Source organism: Anaerosolibacter sp. (assembly GCF_029240175.1).
Lineage (GTDB): Bacteria > Bacillota > Clostridia > Peptostreptococcales > Thermotaleaceae > Anaerosolibacter.
This window is the reverse complement of the sequence record NZ_JARBTM010000016.1, coordinates 86,518-107,162: the sequence shown is the minus strand read 5'-3', so window position 1 is coordinate 107,162 and position 20,645 is coordinate 86,518. Positions and strand designations below refer to the sequence as shown.

The following is a 20,645-nucleotide window of genomic DNA, read 5'->3' as shown; positions in this document are numbered from 1 at the left end:
GTAAGATATCCATTCATCGGATTGTAAGGTAGACATCGTATAGTATACTTACAAGAATATGAAGATAGGAGAATGGAAAATGGATATATTAAAGACGATTGGGTTAAGCAAAACCTATGGAAAGGGAGAAACCCAAGTTAAAGCATTAAGTAATGTAGATATTACCATTGGTGAAGGGGAATTTGTGGCGGTGGTTGGACCTTCAGGATCAGGAAAAAGTACGCTGCTGCATCTGCTGGGGGGATTGGATCGTCCTACTTCCGGAAAGGTTATTGTGGATGGGATAGATATTTACGGGTTATCGGAAAAGGAACTCTCAATTTTTAGAAGAAGAAAAATTGGGTTTATCTTTCAGTTTTATAATCTTATTCCAGTACTTTCAGCAGAAGAAAATATCACCTTGCCATTGCTATTGGATCGGAAGGATGTAGATCACAAATATCTGGAAGAGCTAATGGATATTTTGGGACTAAGAGACCGAAAACATCACTATCCCAATCAACTTTCCGGTGGACAACAGCAGCGGGTTTCTATCGGTAGGGCATTGGCCTATAAACCATCTATTATTTTTGCCGATGAACCTACGGGAAATCTAGATAGCAAAAGCAGCAAGGAAGTATTGGAATTGCTACGTCTGTCGGTTCAAAAGTACAATCAGACCTTGGTCATGATTACCCATGACTTAGAAATTGCATCCCAGGCAGATCGGGTGATTACCATAGAGGATGGTATGATTACGGGAAATCGGGAGGTAAGACGATGAAAAGCTACAGGAACCTTACCTTCCGATATTTGAAAAATCAAAAGAAAAGAACCCTGCTGACGATCCTTGGGGTGATCCTTTCCATCGCTTTGATCACGGCTATAGGAACCATGATGGAGAGCTTAAACCATAAAAATATTGAGGATGTGAAAAAAAACAATGGTCATTACCATACCCAGCTGGTGGATATCACAAAAGAGCAGCTGCATACATTACAAAATCATACCAGGGTAGGGAGAATAGGTTACAAGGTAGAGGGGGGGATGGCCCCTGTTTTAAGAAATACCTATATAAAGGTTGAAGGATATGATAACAACCTGGGGGATATGATGTATCTAACCCTTTTAGAAGGAAAAATGCCTAAAGGAGACAATGAAATCGCCCTTGAAAAGTGGATGCTTCAAGAGATGCCCCACAAGCCAAAGCTAGGGGAAACCATTGTCTTAAATGTACAAAATACATCAGAAGAAGAAGTGCTGGAACAAATTTTTGGAGATAAGAGGAATCAGGAAAATAAGGTTGAGCAGACTACAGCGCATCCATTTATCCTAACAGGCATTCTAGAGAACGATTATGTCTCTCAAATGAGAGGCATTAGTAAAGGAATCGTGATACCAAGTACCGCAGAGAAAATGAGAGAGAATAATGAAGTTCGCTATAATGGGTTTATTCTTATCAAAGAGGGACTACCGATTCAAGAGAGTATCGCTGAGATCGCTCAAAATATAAATGTGGATCAAACCCAAGTGAAGGATAACAATCGATTGCTTTTACTTTTGAGACAGAGTAGAGATCAGAAGAGCAATGATGCAATTGATAACGTTATTGTATTTTTGGTTAGCTTGATCGTAATAGCTACAGCCGCAGTGATTTACAATGCATTTCACATATCGGTGCTGGAGCGTATTCGACAGTTTGGCATTCTTCGGTCTGTAGGGACTACACCCAAACAAATACGGGAAATTGTATTGGGGGAAGCGTTGATCATCGCACTAATTGCGCTGCCATTAGGTCTAGCCAGCGGGGTCCTGGCGGTAAAGATTGTATTGTCCCTGCTGAATATGAGCCAATACTCTGTATTGGCAGCAGTGGAGGTGATCGTTACATCTAAAGTGTTGATAGGCAGTGCTGTCATTGGCGTAATTGCCGTGATTCTATCGGCATTGAGTCCGGCCTATTTGGCAGGAAAGGTATCCTCTATTCAAGCCATTACCAGCCGTCAGAAGGAGAAAAGGGCTATCAGAAAAGCACGAAGCTATAGGCTGATTAGAAGATTTCTAGGCATTGGCGGAGAGATGGCCTATAAAAACCTGAGAAGGAGTCGAAAGAGATTTTTCATCACTGTTTTTTCCATGTGTATCGGAATCGTGATTTTTATTGTATTTAACTCCTTTGTGCATTATACATTCCAAGGAATGCATGGCAAAGATGCCTTCTTAAAGGACTATAAAATCACACAAATGGGTAATGATACAAGAGGTTACGACGAGGGTGATTATGAGAAACTAAAAGATATTCCTGGTGTGAAAACGGTATATAAAGATCAGTTTAAATCTATTATGGTAACTTTTCCTCAAGATAAGCTGAAAGAAGAATATAAGAAAGAATTGGTTTACAGGCAAGGAAAGGTAGAAAGCTTAAAGGGGAGTGATTATTTTAAACCCCTTCAAGGGTCATCATTCTGGGGATATGATGATTTAGGCCTCGCAGAGGCTAAGAAGGTATTGTTAAGCGGTACAGCAGACCGGGAAAAAATCAATCAGGAGAAGGGTGTTTTGATTGTACAAAACTTAGAAATTAGAAGAGGGAAGGACAATCATGCAGCCATTGTTCAAGGGACGGATTTGAAGGTAGGAGAGTATATCTATATAGATATAAACGAAGAATTGTACAAAGAGGGTGCGGGTTTGGATGGCCTGCAAAAGGTGAAGATTGTAGGCATACTGGATAAGGTGCCCCTGTCTTATCCATACCCAAGCGGCAATATTGCTGTGATTTCTACGGAAGAAGTATTTCAAAGCCTTACAGGCATCCATCACTACACAGGCTTTGATATAGAGGTGAATCAGGACGCTGACAAGGATACCCTGAAACCCAAACTGAAAGAGATTGCTGAGGGTGTAAGGGGCGGTTCATTGATTGATTACGGCGAAAGGGCAGAAGTGCAGGCGCAAGCCAAAATCGCAGTATCTGTACTATTGTACGGATTTGTTGCCGTCATTGTTTTAATTGGAGCCCTAAACATTATCAATACCATCAGCACAAACCTAATTCTGAGAACTCGAGAATTTGGGACCCTGCGGGCTGCAGGGATGACCATGGATCAGATGAAGGGAATGGTCATTACAGAAGGCATATTATACGGTATCATTGGAACTTTCTGGGGAAGTATCGTAGGAACTGGATTATCCTATTTGTTATATCGATTTGCCATTGAAATCGAAGGGATGATTTGGATATTTCCAACGAATCCTATTCTCATTGCAGGGGTAGGTACCATTATCATTACGTTGTTGTCCACATTGGTTCCATTGAAGCGAGTAGCAAGGATGAATATTATCGAATCTATCGGAAGAGAAGAATAGAAATAAGTAAATATAAGACCCGAAAAAAGGTTAACCTTTTTTCGGGTCTTATATTTATTAAGGGGAGATTTATCTAAAAGTATTATATCTTTCTTCAACATAGTTCCAATCAATTACATTCCACCAAGCATTGATATAATCAGGGCGTTTGTTTTGATATTTTAGATAATAGGCATGTTCCCAAACGTCGAGGCCCAGCAAGATTTTGTTGCCTTCCATAATAGGACTGTCTTGATTGGCTGTGGAAACTACTTCAAGCTCATGATTCTTATTGAGGATGAGCCAAGCCCAGCCGCTGCCAAATCTCGTTGCGGCAGCTTTGTTAATAAGCTCTTTAAACTTTTCAAAGCTGCCAAAGGTGTTTTGAATGTCTAGGGCGAGCTGACCTTTAGGTGTGCCGCCTCCTTGAGGACTCATGAAGTTCCAAAAGAGTAAATGGTTGTAATAACCGCCGCCATTGTTTCGAACAGCCCAATAAATATTTTCTGGTACTTGATCCAGGGATTGAAGCAACGTTTCAATATCCATATTGGCCAGTTTTTCATGACCTTCTAAAGCAGCATTTAGATTATTTGTATAGGTTGCATGGTGTCGTGAATGATGAATTTCCATGGTTGCTGCGTCGATATGGGGTTCTAAAGCCTCATAGCTGTATTTCAGTTTAGGTAGTTCATATTTCATAATGATTTCCTCCTTCCTGTAGGTTTGTATCAAACCGTTCTTATGGATCTAAGACATAATTACCCGATAAAGATAATGATAATCATTATTAATAAAGAATAATAAAGAAAATATCAGTTTATTAGATGAATCAAAAGGCCGAGATCAAGATTGAGATCGAGTAAAGGCGGTAGGGGAGATTCACGAATGGCCTAAAGGCCCAAGATCTAACTTATCTGTCATCCCTTGTAGGGAAGGCCCCCTGTGGCCTTCCGTTTGTAGGATGGCAATAACATTTGAATTATTACGATACAATATGGCGGAACGGCACGGGGGCGCGTTCCCTACGGATTTTTCTCAATCTCAATCTCGATCTTGATCTATGCGACTACGTCGCAATTTTTATTTTTGAGAACAATTTACAGATGTAAGAAGATGAAAAAAGAGAATACTAATGAGAGACAAAGTTTTAGAAGGGATGAAGGACATATGAAAAAGCTAATTGTTGGAATTATCCTCCTTTCTTTGCTATTTACAGGAGGGTGTATAGAAAGACAGGCTTTAGAGAATCGTGCAGGAGAAGAACTGAAAACAAAGGACTATGAGGTGACGATGAAAAGGGATTTACTTTGTTTGATGATGGCATATCCTCAGGATATGACAGGTGTGGAGGTTGGAAAAGACAGCTTGGTATATGTGGTGATGAAATCAGGAAAACGAATAGTATATGATGATAAAAAAACAAAAAGCTTTGATGGAAAGTTAAACAATGCAGATTTGCAGGATATGCTGGAGCAGCAGTATCCATTAACGGACATACAGAAGCTGATGGATGAAAATACTGATCCGGGGCGGGCTAGGGTCTATGGTTTGTTAAAGGAAGTGTATGGTGGAACCAAGGAACAGATAGAAGAAAATCTGAAGTCTGTCTCCGCAGGAGGGAAAAACGTTGTATTTAACAAAAATAATGGTGCATCCACTGCTCTGGCAGGCGCCATGAAGGAAATTGCTGCTTTGGCACAAAGAAAGCCGTCCATCTATCCTTTTGTATATCCGGTGAATGGCACCTATAACTACCGTGTCATTGCAGGAACCAACCAGCTGAGCCCCCATGCCTTCGGCACAGCCGTCGATTTAAAGCGGGATGATCGGGATTACTGGAAGTGGGTGTCAAGGGAAGAAGGCCAAAAACGTTTGGATATGTATCCTCGAGAGGTGGTACAGATTTTTGAAAACCATGGCTTCGTATGGGGTGGAAAATGGAGTCATTTTGATATTCTCCATTACGAGTATAGACCCGAATTGATTCTAAAAGCGAAGTACTTCTCAGAGTCGCCAAACTTACAGAAACCATGGTATGATGGCGTAGATTATACAGATGATAGAATAAAAGCATATATAGAAGCCATTGAGAGGGTGTTGCAGTAAATCATTTGGCCCATTTTAGGGAAGCGACATAGTCGCATAGATCAAGATCAAGATTGAGATCGAGTAATGGCGGTAGGGGCGAACAGTGTTCGCCCGCAGACCCAAAAACCCAACTCACCTATCATCCAGAACGTAGTGAAGGATATTGTTATCTTCTTTGGGTAGGGGTCGCATAGTATGCGACCCGGGAAAATAGACTAGATCCAAATCGGGTTGCATACTATGCAACCCCTACGAATTTTTAGCTTAATCTTGATCTCGACCTTGTGTCGCATTCTTTATTTATCACACCATAATCCCTATACCCTTTTATTTTAGAGCAAAAAGAAGTAAGATAAAAAGTAGAATAAAGTCTTTAAAAAGAAAGGGGAATACATATGTTTTTAAGCTTAGCCCATGTATCTGTCCGTGTAAAGGATATTAACGAATCTAAAAGATTTTATGGAGAGGTACTAGGTTTGCAGCACGTTCGGGATTTTGAGCATGAACGCCTGAAGTTTGCTTTTTATAAGATTGGAGACACAGAAATCGAATTGACAGAGTCCAAGGTAGAAGCCTACGAGGCACGCACAGTAGGCCCTGTAGATCATATGGCTTTTTTTGTGGATGACATTGAAAAAGAAATTGCCCGATTAAGAGAATTGGATGTTGTCTTTACAATGGATGCAGTGATAGAAGTCATGGAATTTAAGGTTATTTTCATTCAGGGACCTAATGGAGAGAGAATCGAGCTCATGGAACGAATAAAATAGCAAATATAAACAAAGAAGCGTCAAAAATATATTTTTGACGCTTCTTAAAAATTCGCAAAGTACATGACGATACTGAAAACTCCTAGACCCATCATCAGAATCAACGATATATTATACCGATCGGTTTTTCGACGATGTCGCTTGGCGTTAATCAGTAACCCAACGATACAGAGAGCGCAAAGGGTGATCATGAGATAAAGGGCATACTGTAGGAGGCCAAAGTCCCAGGTTTGACGGACTTGAACCTTAAAAAGGCGGTCAAAGAATGTTTCCATAGGCGGTCTTGCCCGGTCTGTGATGTAGAGGATAAAGAACATGATGCCCCAGGCGGTTATACCCAGCCAGTTCACTAATTTTACCCAAACATCGGGACCTTTCCTGCGATTATAGTATTCGACTTTTTTATGAGACATTCGCTTCACCCCTATTCAGTGATTTTTTCTATATAGATGCAGAACAGGCATGTCTGTTCCCTACACTTGTGCATATCCTACGCATTGAAAACCTATATCTATATATATTCGAAATATTTTACTAAAAACCTCCATTTTTTCTCAATGAAAAAATAATGAAACTATTTTATCTATATTTCGTCTTAACTGTATAGACGATAATGGGTATAATAAGTCTGTAACTTATATAAAGGAGGTTGAATAAGGATGCCTAGATTTCTTGGAATTATATTGATCATTTTAGGGATGTTCTCTTTGGTTACTTATCTCCTGCATCGATTCTTTAAGAACAAATATATCAAATATATTCCCACGGTGGCAGCACTGATCTTTGCGGTTTATAATTTCTACGGGGCACGGACGCTGCCATCGGAAGGCTTTCAAGACTTGGCTAGGGTGATTCTCGGTGTCATGCTGATGGCAGGATTTTTATCGGGGATTGCCACAGGTGTGATCATAGACTATATCATTCCCATGAGAAACAGAAAAAGGATAGATCGAAGCGGACAGTAGAAAAACTGGCTTCCTCCGGGGAAGCCAGTTTTTATTATTGAGCAATGATATTTTCAGGTGTGATAACAGGGAATACCACGGCTTCATCAAACCCATAGTATTGGAATGTTCCTTGGGCCGTGGTGACATTATGGATTGGTCCTTGACTCATGGTAATGGTTTCAAAGATCTGCATGTCTTTAAAGAGTTTGGTTTCAGGGTCAATAAAATACTTATAGGTGACTTCGATGTCCATGCTGTCGAATAGGGTGTATATAACTTGGGTCATTTCTTCCTTGCTAGGGACAGGTGTAGTGTCACTGTTACTGCTTTGCTCCATAGGCATTAGGTCAAATGTGGTTTTCATCATTTCTGTAAGCATTTTTTTGAAAGCATTCTTATCTACGGTGATATCGATCACATAATAATTCTTTTCATCTACAATAGTATCAGGATCATAGGTTGCATACATTCCAAACAGTTCCATTTGCTGTTGTGAAAGGCCTACATTGGTCATATCCATGTTACCTGTAAGGCTTTGTAGTTGCTTCAATAGCGGCTGGATATCCATCTTTGTCCATTTATCTGTATTTGGCATGCGCAAGAACATGCTTTGACCATCGGTATAGACCTCGGTGCTCTGTTCAGTGGCAATTTCTGTATCCAACATATTTAGCGTTGTTTTAGCATAGGATTTTTGAGGTTTCTCAAAAGCCCCTTCAATTTTCATAGACATTTTAACCTTGTGGTTTCCTTGTTCAGGTACACTGGCGTTTACTTCCATATCCATGGTACCGCCATATTTGTAGGTAGACAAACTGTTGATTTTGCTGCTGGCGGAGTCTAGCATCTGAAATGCGCTCAATCCTTCTCTTGTATAACTGGAAGCATATAAAGCTTTTAAGTTTTCCAACATGCTTGCGGCTTCATCTGGAGATAGCTGAGCCTGGGGATTGAAGATATCAGAAGTCTTTTCAATGATCCCTTGAGACAGAGCAAAGGCAACATATGGTTTTGCCCAAGAAGAAATACTATTGCTATCTGCAAAAGAAAGAGCATTCTGAACGGTTTCAGCAGTCAATTTATTAACTTTTCCTTGACCACCTAATGCGCGAACCATCACAATAACTGCTTGTTCCTTTGTGATGGCATTTTGTGGCTTGAACAGGCTCTCGGTGCCAGACATAATACCGTTTTTAAAAGCAGTTTCAGTATAAGCAATGTCCTCAGGGCTTGTTATATCTGAAAAGGTAGAGGACGCACCTTGAAGAAGCTCCACCTGGGTAATCTGGAGAACTTCCTTAAGAAAGGCTAAGCGGTTTATCGCCAGGGTATCACCTTCAGCCATGGTCGATAGTGGCAGCGCCAAGATGAGCAACGCTGTCAGGAGTAGCGTGGTAAGTTTTTTATACATGATTTTCCCTCCAATGTGTAAATGTGAAATTTTTCACTACTTTTCTATTATATACTTCTTAGGATAGAATGAAAACCCAAAAATGGAATATTTATGAACATTAAGGAAATATGAAAAATTAAAAACAATGAAGGAAATTCAATTCGGTCATTCGAATATATTGGAAGAAGGGAGGTCGTAAAAATGTATAATACTGGTCCATTTGATATGTTTTCCATCATACCGATTATCGTTCCGATATTTTTTATCTTTGTATTTGGAATGATCCTGTTCACGATTTTCCGCGGGATCAAGGAATGGAGCTATAACAACAAACAGCCCATATTGACGGTGGACGCCAAAATCGTTGCGAAAAGGGCCCATACCAGTAGGCATACCCATAATCATAACAATCATATGTCTACTTCCAGTAGCACAAGCTACTATGTAACCTTTGAGGTAGAAAGCGGCGACCGCATGGAGCTTCATGTACCAACCAAAGAATATGGCTTGCTTGCCGATGGGGATCATGGAAAGTTGACGTTCCAAGGCACCCGATATCATGGTTTTGAGAGACGGTAGTGTAGGGACCGAAAGACCCATTATAATTTTTTAAAGTCTTTTGGTCTTTTATTTTTTTGATCCTGCGGGTGGTTTACATAATTTGTGAATTGCTTTTATATCCCTCTGTATATTAAGGTATATACAGGAAGGCTTATACAGGAGGAATGTAAATGAAGCAAAAGAACACCCTTGGAAAGATCATCGCCCTGGGCAGTGCATGTATCATCACATTTTCAATGATGGCGGCAGTGCCTGTGGAGGCAAAAGCAAGCAAAATGAATATGGCCTATCTTTATGGAGGAAATATTAGCACGTATAAATCCCTTGTGGAGAAAACAAAAAATACACTACAAGAGGTATCCCCCAGTTATTTTGATCTTACAGTCGATGGAAGCCTTAAAATCACAGGAGCAGTAGATACTGCTTTTATCAAGGAAATGCACAAAAAGGGCGTCAAAGTCATTCCTTTTTTGAGTAACCACTGGAATCGAGAGATAGGAAGACTGGCTCTGAAGAATCAAGATAAGCTGGTGGAAGATCTCGTAAAGGCTATAGAGAAATACGATTTAGATGGTATCAATGTGGATATTGAAAATGTCACAGAAGAGGATCGAGATGACTATACGGCATTGGTAAAGAATCTAAGAGATAAGCTCCCTGCTGAGAAGTCTATTTCAGTTGCAGTGGCGGCAAACCCTAATAAATTGAAAAAGGGTTGGCATGGATCCTATGATTATGCTGCCCTTGCCCAACATAGTGATTATTTGATGGTAATGTCTTACGATGAAAGCTATACGGGGAGTTCCATTAATCCAGTGGCTAGCATAGGCTTTGTGGAAAAATCCATACAGTATGCTTTAGAGCATGTGCCCAAGGAGAAAATCGTTCTGGGTATTCCTTTTTACGGGAGATATTGGAAGGATGGAGAATCCTTTGGGGGTTATGGAATCAGCTTAAATGCGGTAGATAGTTTGCTTGGTAAATATAGCCATCAAGTGACTTTCGATCAAAAAGCCCAATCTCCTATGGCGAGGGTTACTATAGGTCCAAATGATCCGAAGGCCTATGCCTTTGGTAAAGAATTAACGCCGGGTACTTACACGGTTTGGTATGAGAACGAGGCATCCATCAAGGCAAAACTTCGATTGGTACAGAAGTATGGATTAAAAGGCACAGGCAGCTGGAGTCTTGGCAATGAATTAGGTACCACTTGGGATTATTATGGATTATGGTTGAATGGAAAGTATTTTGGAGATATTCAAGGCCATTGGGCCCAAGAGGATATTTTATCCGTAGAAAATAAAGGCTGGATGACAGGAATGTCTAGCACGAGCTTTTCACCTAACACTTCTTTAACGAGGGCCCAGGCAGCGTCCACTTTGGTAAGGGTTATGGGACTGGCGCCTGTGGAAGGAATCAGAAGCTTTCAGGATGTGCCTGATAACCATTGGGCAAAGAAGGATATCGAAGCAGCGAAGCAGCATGGGTTGATTCAAGGAGTGGGCAATGGAAAATTCGCCCCTGATACCCCGGTAACCAGGGAACAGATGGCGGCCATGCTGAACAAGGTAATCATTGAGCCAGAGGAATCAACGAGCCTTGAAAAAAAGTTTCCCGATGTAGCTGATAGCAGCTGGTCCTATGCACCTATCATGCAGATGACTGGTAATAATGTATTCAGCGGTTATCCAGATGGTAATTTCCGCCCGAAGGAAGCCATTACTAGGGCACAAATGGCATCATTGATGAATCGTATCGCAAGATACGTGGAAAAATAGGTGGAGCAATAAGTCTAGGAAGAGAAGAATCTTCCTAGACTTATTATTTTGGGTATTTTGTGATAAACTACAAATATGGAATAAGTTGGTTATCTATAAGGATATATAATATGGATGTCATAGAAAGGGGCCATGGTGAATGGAAGAGCAGTTGATTCATGGGGGAGAAATCCAAAAATACACAACTGAGCAGCAGGAAAAAATCAAGGAAATCGTTGAGACCATTAATATACAAGATAATCATTTTATTTTGCAATATGGGGTAGAGGCCCAGAAGAATATCTCCAGCTTTACAGACAATATGCTGTCTCAAGTGCGAGCCAAGGAAGCAGGGTATGTAGGGGAAATTATGAAGAATCTCATGTTCAAGATTAAAGAATTGAATGTGGATGGTCTTGGGCCTAGAAAGAAAGGTTTTTTATCTAGAATTCCCCTTCTAGGATCTGCAGTGGATGAGGTAGAGAAGTTTATTGCTAAGTATCAAAAACTTAGCGGAGATATAGAAAATATCGTTAATGAATTGGAACATGCGAAGGATCAGCTGACCAGGGACATCATCATGTTTGATCATCTATATCAGAAAAATGGAGAATACTTTCAGCAGCTGGATATGTATATTGCTGCGGGCAAGCTAAAACTCCAGGAAATCTATGAAGAAATATTGCCAAGGCTAAAGGAAAAAGGAGAGCAAACCAACGATGGCTTTGACATACAGCAGTACAACGACATGTCCCAGTTGGTCAATCATTTTGAGAAAAAGCTTCATGATTTGCAGCTTAGCCGTACCATTGCAATTCAGACAGCACCTCAGATCCGGTTGATTCAGAACAACAATCAGGTGATGGTGGAAAAAATTCAAAGCTCTGTGCTGAATACTATTCCTCTATGGAAGAATCAAATCATTATTGCTTTAGGACTGCTTCGACAAAACAAGGTACTTCAGCTTCAAAAGGAAGTAACAGAAACCACCAATGATATGCTGTTAAAGAATGCTGAAATGCTAAAGGATAGTACCATAGGCGTTGCCAAGGAATCTGAGCGGGGGATTGTAGAGGTTGAGACCTTGAAAAAGGTTCATGAGGATTTATTACATACCATCGAAGAGGTCATCCAAATTCAAGAAGAAGGAAGAAGCAAACGACAAGAAGCAGAAGCTGAACTACAAAACATGGAGAGAGAACTGAAGAATAAGCTAATGTCGATGTAGATTGACGCGTAGCAAAGTTACGCAAGGTTAAGGTTGTAGGGGCGATTCACGAATCGCCCATGGATTAAAAATTTTGATGCAATGGAGCGCCCCCTGTGGCGTTCCGTTTTTTTTCAGAAAAAATTCATATAAATAATTAAGCATAAAAGGGAAAAAATATATAGGGAACTTGACAAAAATACAAAAAGAATATACAATGTGACTATAGAGTCATATGACTAACTGGTCACATTTTTTTAAACATAAAATGACCTTAAAGTCATGTTGAAAAATAGGAGGAATACCATGCCAAAGAGTACTTTTTTTAATCTGCCCGAAGAAAAAAGAGAGAAAATCATGGAATCTGCCATTGATGAGTTTGCCCAGTATTCCTACCAAAAGGGAAGCATCAATAGAATCGTTGAAAGGGCAGAAATTGCAAAAGGAAGCTTTTATCAGTATTTTGAGGATAAAAAGGATTTGTTCAAATACATCTTGGAAAAAAGCGGAGAGGAAAAAATGGTATATCTAACCCACATTATCGGGGATTTGGATAAACTAGATTTTTTCCATACCATAAGGGAGTTATATATAGGGGGTATTCGTTTTGGTCAAGAGCATCCAAAGCTTGCGGCCATCGCAGATCGATTTATGAAGGATGCAGACCAGCAGCTGATGGAAGAAATGTTTGGAGATTCCAAAGGAAAGAGTCAGATGGTTTTTCAAGGACTTCTGTTAAAGGGAATTGAAAGAGGAGAGGTAGATCCTAAAATTGATGTGGAGTTGGTGGCGATGCTCATTGCTTCAATGAGTTTGTCTATATCAGAACACTTTTTAAAGGAAAAGAATACGGGAAACCTGATGGACATGATGGAGGTCCTAGATAAGATGTTGTATGTTATCGAGCATGGTATTAAGGTAAAGAAGGAGGGTGAAAAGAATGATTAAGGTAAAGAATTTGTATCATTCCTATACCAATGATCGTGCCTATGCAGTGGAAGATATCAGCTTTGATATTGGAAAAGGAGAGATTTTTGGATTTTTAGGTCCCAGTGGTGCGGGGAAATCCACTACCCAAAAAATTCTTATCGGGTTATTGCCCCTTCAAAAAGGAGATGTCAGCATTGCGGGGATGGATATTCGAAAGCCTACGGAGGAAATGTTTAATCTCATCGGTGTATCCTTCGAGCAGCCAAATCTTTATAAGAAACTAACGGGGTTAGAAAACCTAGAGTTCTACCGGAAGATGTTCAGTGTGCCTACAGAGGATCCTATGAAGCTCCTGAAGATGGTTGGATTGGAGCAGGCGGCTAAAAAAAGGGCTGGGGGATACTCAAAGGGAATGATGCAGCGATTGGTTTTCGCCAGATCCATGCTGAACACACCTAAAATGTGGTTTTTGGATGAACCAACATCTGGGTTGGACCCTACTACCGCCAGCAACATCAAAGAGATCATTTGGCAAAAAAGAAAGGAAGGCGCCACCATATTCTTAACAACCCACAACATGCATATCGCCGATGAACTTTGTGATCGGGTGGCATTTATCCACGATGGCAGGATTGAGCTGATTGATTCTCCTAGAAATTTAAAGCTACAATACGGAGAAAAGATGGTACAGGTGGAGCACAGAATGGGAGAAACCTTTAAGAAGGAGTATTTGTCTATCTTGGAAGAAAAAGATAGACAGAGATTAAACCATTTGATTAACCAGGGAACCATCGAAACCATGCATTCCCAGGAAGCGACCCTTGAAGAAATCTTTATTAAGGTAACCGGGAGGGGGTTGAAATAAATGTTTCAAAGATATGGTGGGCTATTAACAAAAGATATTGTGACCGCTTTTAGGAACTATTTCTTCCTCATTGTTCTAGGGGTTGCCCTGCTCTTTGTGGGTTTAACGAACTTTCTGATCCCAAAGGAATTATCTATCAAACCAGCCGTATATTATTATGTGGATTATGACGGAGGGCTGGAATCTGTAATCGATGAAGCTATATTGCAATCCCAAGAGAAGCATAGCAAGATTCAGCGGGTAGAAGCCATAGAGGATATAGCGAAGAATATGGAGAGCAACTTTAACAGTTTGGGAATGGTCATCAAGGAGGAAAATAACCAACCCCATATTCAGTTTATTCTTCAGGGACATGAGAACGAAAAACTTAGAAATACATTGATCTTATCGATGAAAGATGACTTGAGGAGCAGGATGCAGCAAAAAATAGAAATAGAACGTATTTTCCTAAATAAGGATATAGAAGTGGAGAGGATTCCATTCAATCTAGGGATGATTCCTATTTTTATTGTCATGGAGTCCATGCTGCTGGGGTTCTTTTTGATCGCTGCCCTTGTTTTCATGGAGAAAGATGAGGGAACCATTCGAGCATATTTGGTTTCACCAGGAAAGATACCAGAGTATCTGATGGCAAAGATTACATTGATGGTACTATTGGGATGCATATCTGCTATTACCTTGGTAAGTCTTACTCTGGGTACTGGTGTTGACTATATAGGAATGCTGGCGTTGGTGATTTTGGGAAGTATAGCGGCGGCTATAGGCGGACTGATACTGGCCAGCTTCTTTCAAAATATTTCCCAAGCCAGCATCTGGATTATTGTTATAGGCATTGTGTTGTCACTGCCTTTTATGTCTTACTATATGCCCAGCTTTGCACCAAGATTTGTGAAGTTGATTCCTACCTACTCGTTATTATTTACAGCTAGAGAAATTTTGTTTCCAACAGGTAGTCGAGAAATCATATATTGGACATCTTTGGGTTTGATGATCTTCAATGTTATAGGATATATGGCAGCAGTTGCAGCCTATCGTTTTAGCGTGAAAAGGGACTAGGAGGGATAAGAATGAGAAGAGTATGGATGATATTTCGTCGTGATTTATCCAGCAGCATACGGGAATTTCTCCTATTGTATATGATGGCAGCACCAATTATTCTGGCCATTATATTTAAGATGTTTATCCCCAGTGCCAATTCAGCGGCATTACAGTTTGCCGTAGATGCAGAAACAGCAAAGGATATGGGCATATACAAGACAATCAGCCAATATGGAAGTGTGGAGGTTTACCAAGACTTTCAAGATTTAGAGAAGCGGGTTCGCGGTACAGATGACATTGCTGGCATCATCAAAGCCCAGAACGGCAGTTACCAGATTGTACTAGAAGGAAACGAGAGCCATGATACCAAGGTTATTCCAGAAATGATTTTACGGGACTACCTCAGCAAAGAGGCCCTAGCCATGACCTTTTCTATCCGAGATTTGGGGTATACCCAATCACCCATAGCAAGGGTAGGAGCAGCATCATTAATTTTAACTACGTTAATTTTGGCTGGAGCGGTGATTGGTTTTAACATGATCGAAGAAAAGGAAGGAAAAACCCTTAGTGCTCTGAGTGTAACGCCCATGAGAAGATGGGAATTCATCTTAGGGAAAAGCATGATAGGCATTTTACTTCCTTTGGTGATTGTGTATGTTATCCTGTGGCTTTTAGACATGTGGTATGTGGATAAAGCCATGGTCTTTGCTATGACTTTGATTAGTTCAGGGCTGACAGTCATGATGGGTTTTCTGATCAGTGTATTTAGCAGCAATCAAATATCAGGTATTGCGAACATGAAGATCCTTTTACTACCATTGTCAGCATCAGTGATTGGGGCGCTCATGCTTTCGCCAAGTCAACAGGTATTTGTCTATTGGCTTCCAACCTATTGGTCTTTCCTGGGCTTTGACGGCATCATTCGGAACACAATGACTTGGGGGCAAATAGGTTACTATGGCCTATGGATTTTAGGTCTAACCTTTGGGATGTTTCTATTATTAAGAAATAGAATTAAGAAGAGCTTTATATAAGAGGAGGGGTAAAGATGGAAATGAAGTGGTGGATTTTACTGATTGCCCTAGCAGTGGTCGCTGTGCCTATTAAGCTGCGGATACTAAGAAACTGGCAGGAGCGAAGAAAAGAGCAGGAAGAAGAAAAAGAAGACTTTTAAAGAAAGCCTCTTCAGTGTGATTGCTGAAGAGGCTTCTTTTAGATTTTATATGACAATAATGCAGAAGAAGATTTTATAGGAAGAAAGAAAAAATAGGACTCAAAACCTAAGAAAACTAGGAGGAAAGTACCGGAAAATATCGAATATTAGGAAAATATAGTAAATAACATAAGCTTATTTGAAATGCAAGAAAAAATAGAGCGGGGGCTAAATTACATGCTGAAAATGGGAAAGACAGCAAGGGAGTGGCTAACAGCAAAACAGAGAAAGATGGAGAATGATGAGACTATACCGACAAGGAAGTTACTAAAGTATGGCAGCGGCCCAATCCTTACCATATGTGCGATGTTGCTAACTCAGTTAATTTATTCAGAAACCAATATGAGGATTGATATCACAGTAGTGCTAGCGCTGCTTATTATTTATACCTTTTCTATAGGTGGATTGTGGATGGGAGGCATAAGTGTAGGATTAAGCCTGCTTTATTGTTTCTTGTTTAGCATTGAGGGTACAGGGGCCTTGGGAAAGGAGGCCCATCTGGAACTGATGATCAATCATTTCGGCATGTATGGCATAGCAGGTTCTGTAGGCTTGTTACATCATATTTTTGGAACAAAATACAAAGCGTTACAGGTAATGCGAGGGGATCTGGATCGGGCAGAGCAGCATGCCGTGATGATGGCAATACAAAGCAGCTTAGATGGAAAAATAACGAAGGTGCAGCCTGGCTTCTGTAAACTGGTGGGTTATACAGAAAAGGAATTGCTCACCATGAACTTTAAAGATATTACCCATACGGATGATCTACAAAAGGAAGCGAGGCTTTTTAAACAAGTGTCAAAAGGACAGATAAAATCTATTGAAATAGAGAAAAGATACATTGCTAAAAATGGAGAGATCAAATGGGTATACCTAAATGCGTCATTGATTACAGATAAAACTGATAATCCAAAAGGATTTCTAGCATATGTAAAAGATATTACTGAGCTAAAAGAGACAGAACAAGCGTTAAAGGAAAGTGAAGAACGATATAGGTCAGTGATAGATCTTTCACCCATTGCTATATTTATTCATGATGAAAACAAGTTGGACTTTGTGAATCAGGAAGGGGTAAGACTTCTAGGGGCTGATTCTTCTGATGAGGTGTTAAAAAGAAATATTCTTTCATTTATCGAAGAGGAAGTAGGTCAAGGAAAAATGAAAGAGCACATAGCATTTTTGAATCAACGAGGTGGGTTTTTGTACTTAGCTGAGAGAAGTCTTCGACGGTTGGATGGTAGCACGGTGGATGTAGAGGTGACGATAACAACCATTCCCTATAGAGACAAGCATATGTTTCTAGTCTTTGTACAGGATATCAGTGCAAAAAAACAAGCAGAGGCGTTACAGAAAAATGTGGAGGAGAATACAAAGCTCCTTAGTGAGGCCATAGAATATGATATCGTGAAGACGGAGTTTTTCGCCAACATATCCCATGAGCTGCGAACCCCATTGAATGTCATATTGGGCACCCAGCAATTGCTTCAAATCATGGGAGAACAATGCGTAGATGAAGAGAAGCGCGTAAAGTTCCATAGATATCTACATGTGATGAAACAAAATGGCAACAGACTATTGCGACTGGTGAATAACTTGATTGATATTACCAAGATGGATTCAGGGTATTTTCAAATTCATTTGGCAAATCATGATATTATCAGTGTAGTAGAGAATATAACACTATCGGTGGCGGATTATGTGGAAGGGAAGGGAATGAACCTCACCTTCGATACAGATGTGGAAGAAAAAATCGTGGCCTGTGACCCTGATAGCATGGAAAGGATCATGCTAAATCTTCTGTCCAATGCTGTGAAATTTACAAGGTCAGGTGGAGAAATCCAGGTTCATATTTATGATAAAGGAGATAGAATACAGATTGTTGTAAGGGATACAGGCATTGGTATACCAAAGGATAAGCAGCAGATGATCTTTGAGAGATTTCGGCAGGTGGATAAATCTCTTACAAGAAACCACGAAGGAAGCGGTATAGGACTTTCTTTGGTAAAATCCTTGGTGGAGATGCAGGGAGGCAGTATTTCATGTGAAAGCGAAGAGGGCAAGGGAAGTGTCTTTATCCTCGAATTCCCTGTATGGGTGCTGGAAGAAGATATTAATCAAACAAAGGGAGACCGCACGAGACAAAGCCTCATAGAAAGAGTCAATGTAGAGTTTGCAGATATTTATTCTGCATAGGCGTTTTAAAGGAAAGGTATAGGGATGCTAAATAAAGTAATACGAATAAACAATGAATTTTAAGTACCGATAAATAGAAAATATTATTGACAAAATTTACAGCAGAAAAAAACAGAAAAATGGTATAGCAATTGTAAACAGAGAATCCGAGGATTCTCTGTTTATTTTTTGGAAAATACTCGAGAATCGAATTATAAGTGACCTTATACAACTATGAAAAAATTTGAAGAAAGATTATAAAAATCGACAACGCAATTTTGGTTTATTCTGGAAAAAGCTTGTTTATAATTAGAAAGGGAAGTGTGGCATGACAACATACAACTGTGTGGAAAACTGTGAAGTACATTCTGTATTTGGGCACTTGGAATGTATGGAGTAAGTAGTGCAACCGGTCCTTATGCATAGATGATTGCATTAGGAGCGGTTTTTTATTGGTTATGGCCAATATAAGCTTATGAGTTTTTAAATGAAGAGCAATATGTATATTAAGGAAAAATAAGGTAATAATTTAAACCGATGAAGAGACGTAATCTTTTATGCTAAGGGGGAAAAGAACAGATGATAAGGGCAGTTTTAAAATGGGCAGGGAATATATTAACTGCTGTCTTAGTAGTAGCTATTGGATTTGCCATATTTACCATGTTTCAGTCTAAGAAAGATCCAGGTTATATACCAAATATTGTGGGGTACCAACCTATGTCTGTTTTGACAGGCAGTATGATGCCACTATTAGAGCCAGGAGATATGATCTTTGTTAAGGAGATTGAAACAAAAGAAGTTGAAGTTGGAGATGTGGTCACCTATCGGGTAGATCAAAGTACCTTGGTCACCCATAGGGTGGTTGAAGTGATACAGGAGAATGGGGAACTAAGCTTTAGAACCAAAGGAGACGCCAACAATACGGAGGATCATGCCCTGGTAACTAACGAACAATTGTTAGGAAGTTTGGCATTCAATATCCCAAAGGGCGGATACATCGCAAATTTTGCCAGAAGTCCAAAGGGTTTTATATTGTTTATCATTGTACCTATATTTTTATTGATTGCTTCTGAGCTAAAAAACATATGGATGGAATTGGGCAAGGGAAATAAAACCAATCCCAAAAATCCTATGGATGTATAGCTGGAATAGAAGATGGACTAATGGTTAGAGCATATTTGGTGATAGTGGCCAAAAGATAATTTGATAGGGGGGAGTATGAGAAAAAGGCAAAGAAAAAATGGGTATCTCCGCTAAGATCACCCAAGAAGTAAAGAAAAAAATACTTATTAGTTTATTGTATCACACAGAGAGAAAGAAAAAAACAATATTTGAGGAGGATTTAGGAATGAATAAAAAGGTTTTATTAAGCATTTTATTAATCGGTGTTATGATGTTTGGTATCGGTATGGGAACCTATGCATGGTTTACAAGCACAGCTACTAGCCAGAATAACTATTTTGAAGCTGGTGAATTAGAAATAACTGGCCCAGGAGCTAATAAAGTAGCAGAAAATGTAGTAGATGTTCGAAATATATATCCAGGCTGGGAACAACAAAAAACTATAAACATTCAAAATACTGGTACAATACCATTCCAATTCAAGGTAAGTGCTACATCTAATAACAACACTTTATTGTATAACGGACAACATAATATACAAGTTAAGGTTAATGGCGGTGAATATGTAGGAATTAATAGTTTTAATAATGTTTCACTAGGTACAATTGCAGCAGGTGGAAATAAAGACGTTACTTTCACATTTAAACTTCCTACAACTGCAGATAATAATTATCAAAACTTACTAGATAGCTTTAATTTTGTATTTGACGCAACTCAAATTGAAAATAATGGGACTGGTTGGGATACATACGCACTTGTTAAGACTATAGACTCAGGTCAAAATGCTACAAATGCAGGTTTAAACAGACCGCACATTAACTATACAGTAGCTGGAAATCAGATTACATTTGAATTTGTAAATCCTACAACAGGTGCATATGCTTTTGATTACAGAGTAGATGGAGAAGCAGGAACTAGGGGCCAATGGGCAGATACAATAATTAAGGGTGGAGAATTAAAAGATCAAGAAATAGGAGAATCATACAATCTAGTAAATGTTCCAAAAGGTGAAACTCGCACAGTAACTGTTACTGCTGCAGAAGAAGTTTGGGCTGGATTAAGACTAGGACCTGAAAATGATTATTATTTAGATTGGATTAAGTTTGAAGTTCAGTAGAAACAATAATTGTTTATTTTTCAAGTTTATGAATAGTGCAAAAAAAGCATAAATAAATCATATAGATAGCCGAGCAAAAGCTCGGCTATCTATAAAAATTTATAAATTCCAGAAGTACTTAGAATCTAAGTTTTT

General features: G+C 39.6%; 19 protein-coding genes and 1 riboswitch. Of the genes, 16 read left to right on the top strand and 3 right to left on the bottom strand.

Features of this window, described 5'->3' with window-relative positions:
* The first annotated feature begins 79 nt into the window (after positions 1-79).
* Together K0R93_RS12350 and K0R93_RS12345 are read left to right on the top strand one after the other, a co-directional pair.
* On the top strand, positions 80-763 hold the full coding sequence (locus K0R93_RS12350) for an ABC transporter ATP-binding protein (protein WP_300301723.1): 684 nt from the start codon (positions 80-82) through the stop codon (positions 761-763).
* Entirely contained in the window at positions 760-3,348 is a 2,589-nt protein-coding gene (locus K0R93_RS12345; RefSeq protein ID WP_300301721.1) for an ABC transporter permease, read from the top strand. Before K0R93_RS12350 ends, K0R93_RS12345 begins: the two co-directional genes overlap by 4 nt.
* Positions 3,349-3,417: 69 nt before the next feature.
* Here the strand turns inward: K0R93_RS12345 and K0R93_RS12340 are convergent, their stop codons facing one another.
* Positions 3,418-4,029, bottom strand: coding sequence for a superoxide dismutase (locus tag K0R93_RS12340; protein ID WP_300301718.1), 612 nt, complete (start codon positions 4,027-4,029; stop codon positions 3,418-3,420).
* Positions 4,030-4,497: 468 nt separating this feature from the next.
* On the opposite strand from K0R93_RS12340, the gene K0R93_RS12335 reads away from it, so the two are divergent.
* A complete protein-coding gene (locus K0R93_RS12335; protein WP_300301716.1) occupies positions 4,498-5,436 on the top strand; it encodes a M15 family metallopeptidase in 939 nt (312 codons plus the stop codon).
* 377 nt (positions 5,437-5,813) lie between these two features.
* Positions 5,814-6,188: a VOC family protein gene (locus K0R93_RS12330; protein ID WP_300301714.1), complete on the top strand. Its 375-nt coding sequence runs from the start codon at positions 5,814-5,816 to the stop codon at positions 6,186-6,188.
* A gap of 44 nt (positions 6,189-6,232) precedes the next feature.
* On the opposite strand, the gene K0R93_RS12325 is transcribed toward K0R93_RS12330, so the two are convergent.
* Complete coding sequence (locus tag K0R93_RS12325; protein ID WP_300301712.1) at positions 6,233-6,601, bottom strand: hypothetical protein; 369 nt, start codon at positions 6,599-6,601, stop codon at positions 6,233-6,235.
* Between the two features lie 246 nt (positions 6,602-6,847).
* On the opposite strand from K0R93_RS12325, the gene K0R93_RS12320 reads away from it, so the two are divergent.
* Entirely contained in the window at positions 6,848-7,153 is a 306-nt protein-coding gene (locus tag K0R93_RS12320; RefSeq protein ID WP_300301710.1) for a hypothetical protein, read from the top strand.
* A 34-nt stretch (positions 7,154-7,187) separates the two neighbouring features.
* Here K0R93_RS12320 and K0R93_RS12315 read toward each other — a convergent pair whose 3' ends face one another.
* The gene (locus tag K0R93_RS12315; RefSeq protein ID WP_300301708.1) at positions 7,188-8,546 is read right to left on the bottom strand and encodes an S-layer homology domain-containing protein; all 1,359 of its coding nucleotides are present in this window, start codon (positions 8,544-8,546) and stop codon (positions 7,188-7,190) included.
* A 183-nt stretch (positions 8,547-8,729) separates the two neighbouring features.
* Between K0R93_RS12315 and K0R93_RS12310 the strand changes: the two genes are divergently transcribed.
* From K0R93_RS12310 to K0R93_RS12260, 11 genes are all read left to right on the top strand, one after another.
* Positions 8,730-9,107, top strand: a complete 378-nt coding sequence (locus K0R93_RS12310; protein WP_300301706.1) for a DUF2500 domain-containing protein — start codon at positions 8,730-8,732, stop codon at positions 9,105-9,107.
* Between the two features lie 152 nt (positions 9,108-9,259).
* The gene (locus K0R93_RS12305) at positions 9,260-10,867 is read left to right on the top strand and encodes an S-layer homology domain-containing protein (RefSeq protein WP_300301704.1); all 1,608 of its coding nucleotides are present in this window, start codon (positions 9,260-9,262) and stop codon (positions 10,865-10,867) included.
* A gap of 139 nt (positions 10,868-11,006) precedes the next feature.
* Entirely contained in the window at positions 11,007-12,074 is a 1,068-nt protein-coding gene (locus K0R93_RS12300; protein WP_300301702.1) for a toxic anion resistance protein, read from the top strand.
* 285 nt (positions 12,075-12,359) lie between these two features.
* On the top strand, positions 12,360-13,001 hold the full coding sequence (locus tag K0R93_RS12295; RefSeq protein WP_300301700.1) for a TetR/AcrR family transcriptional regulator: 642 nt from the start codon (positions 12,360-12,362) through the stop codon (positions 12,999-13,001).
* On the top strand, positions 12,994-13,848 hold the full coding sequence (locus K0R93_RS12290; protein ID WP_300301698.1) for an ABC transporter ATP-binding protein: 855 nt from the start codon (positions 12,994-12,996) through the stop codon (positions 13,846-13,848). Before K0R93_RS12295 ends, K0R93_RS12290 begins: the two co-directional genes overlap by 8 nt.
* Positions 13,849-14,904, top strand: a complete 1,056-nt coding sequence (locus K0R93_RS12285; RefSeq protein WP_300301696.1) for an ABC transporter permease — start codon at positions 13,849-13,851, stop codon at positions 14,902-14,904.
* Between the two features lie 11 nt (positions 14,905-14,915).
* Positions 14,916-15,920 (top strand): ABC transporter permease, encoded by a 1,005-nt coding sequence (locus K0R93_RS12280; RefSeq protein ID WP_300301694.1) that lies wholly within the window; start codon positions 14,916-14,918, stop codon positions 15,918-15,920.
* Positions 15,921-15,934: 14 nt separating this feature from the next.
* A complete protein-coding gene (locus K0R93_RS12275) occupies positions 15,935-16,060 on the top strand; it encodes a hypothetical protein (RefSeq protein WP_300301692.1) in 126 nt (41 codons plus the stop codon).
* A 216-nt stretch (positions 16,061-16,276) separates the two neighbouring features.
* Entirely contained in the window at positions 16,277-18,292 is a 2,016-nt protein-coding gene (locus K0R93_RS12270; RefSeq protein ID WP_300301690.1) for a sensor histidine kinase, read from the top strand.
* Between the two features lie 319 nt (positions 18,293-18,611).
* Positions 18,612-18,695: riboswitch (cyclic di-GMP riboswitch) on the top strand.
* Positions 18,696-18,850: 155 nt separating this feature from the next.
* Entirely contained in the window at positions 18,851-19,414 is a 564-nt protein-coding gene (locus K0R93_RS12265) for a signal peptidase I (protein ID WP_300301688.1), read from the top strand.
* A 205-nt stretch (positions 19,415-19,619) separates the two neighbouring features.
* Positions 19,620-20,510, top strand: a complete 891-nt coding sequence (locus K0R93_RS12260) for a TasA family protein (RefSeq protein WP_300301686.1) — start codon at positions 19,620-19,622, stop codon at positions 20,508-20,510.
* The last annotated feature ends 135 nt before the right edge of the window (positions 20,511-20,645 follow it).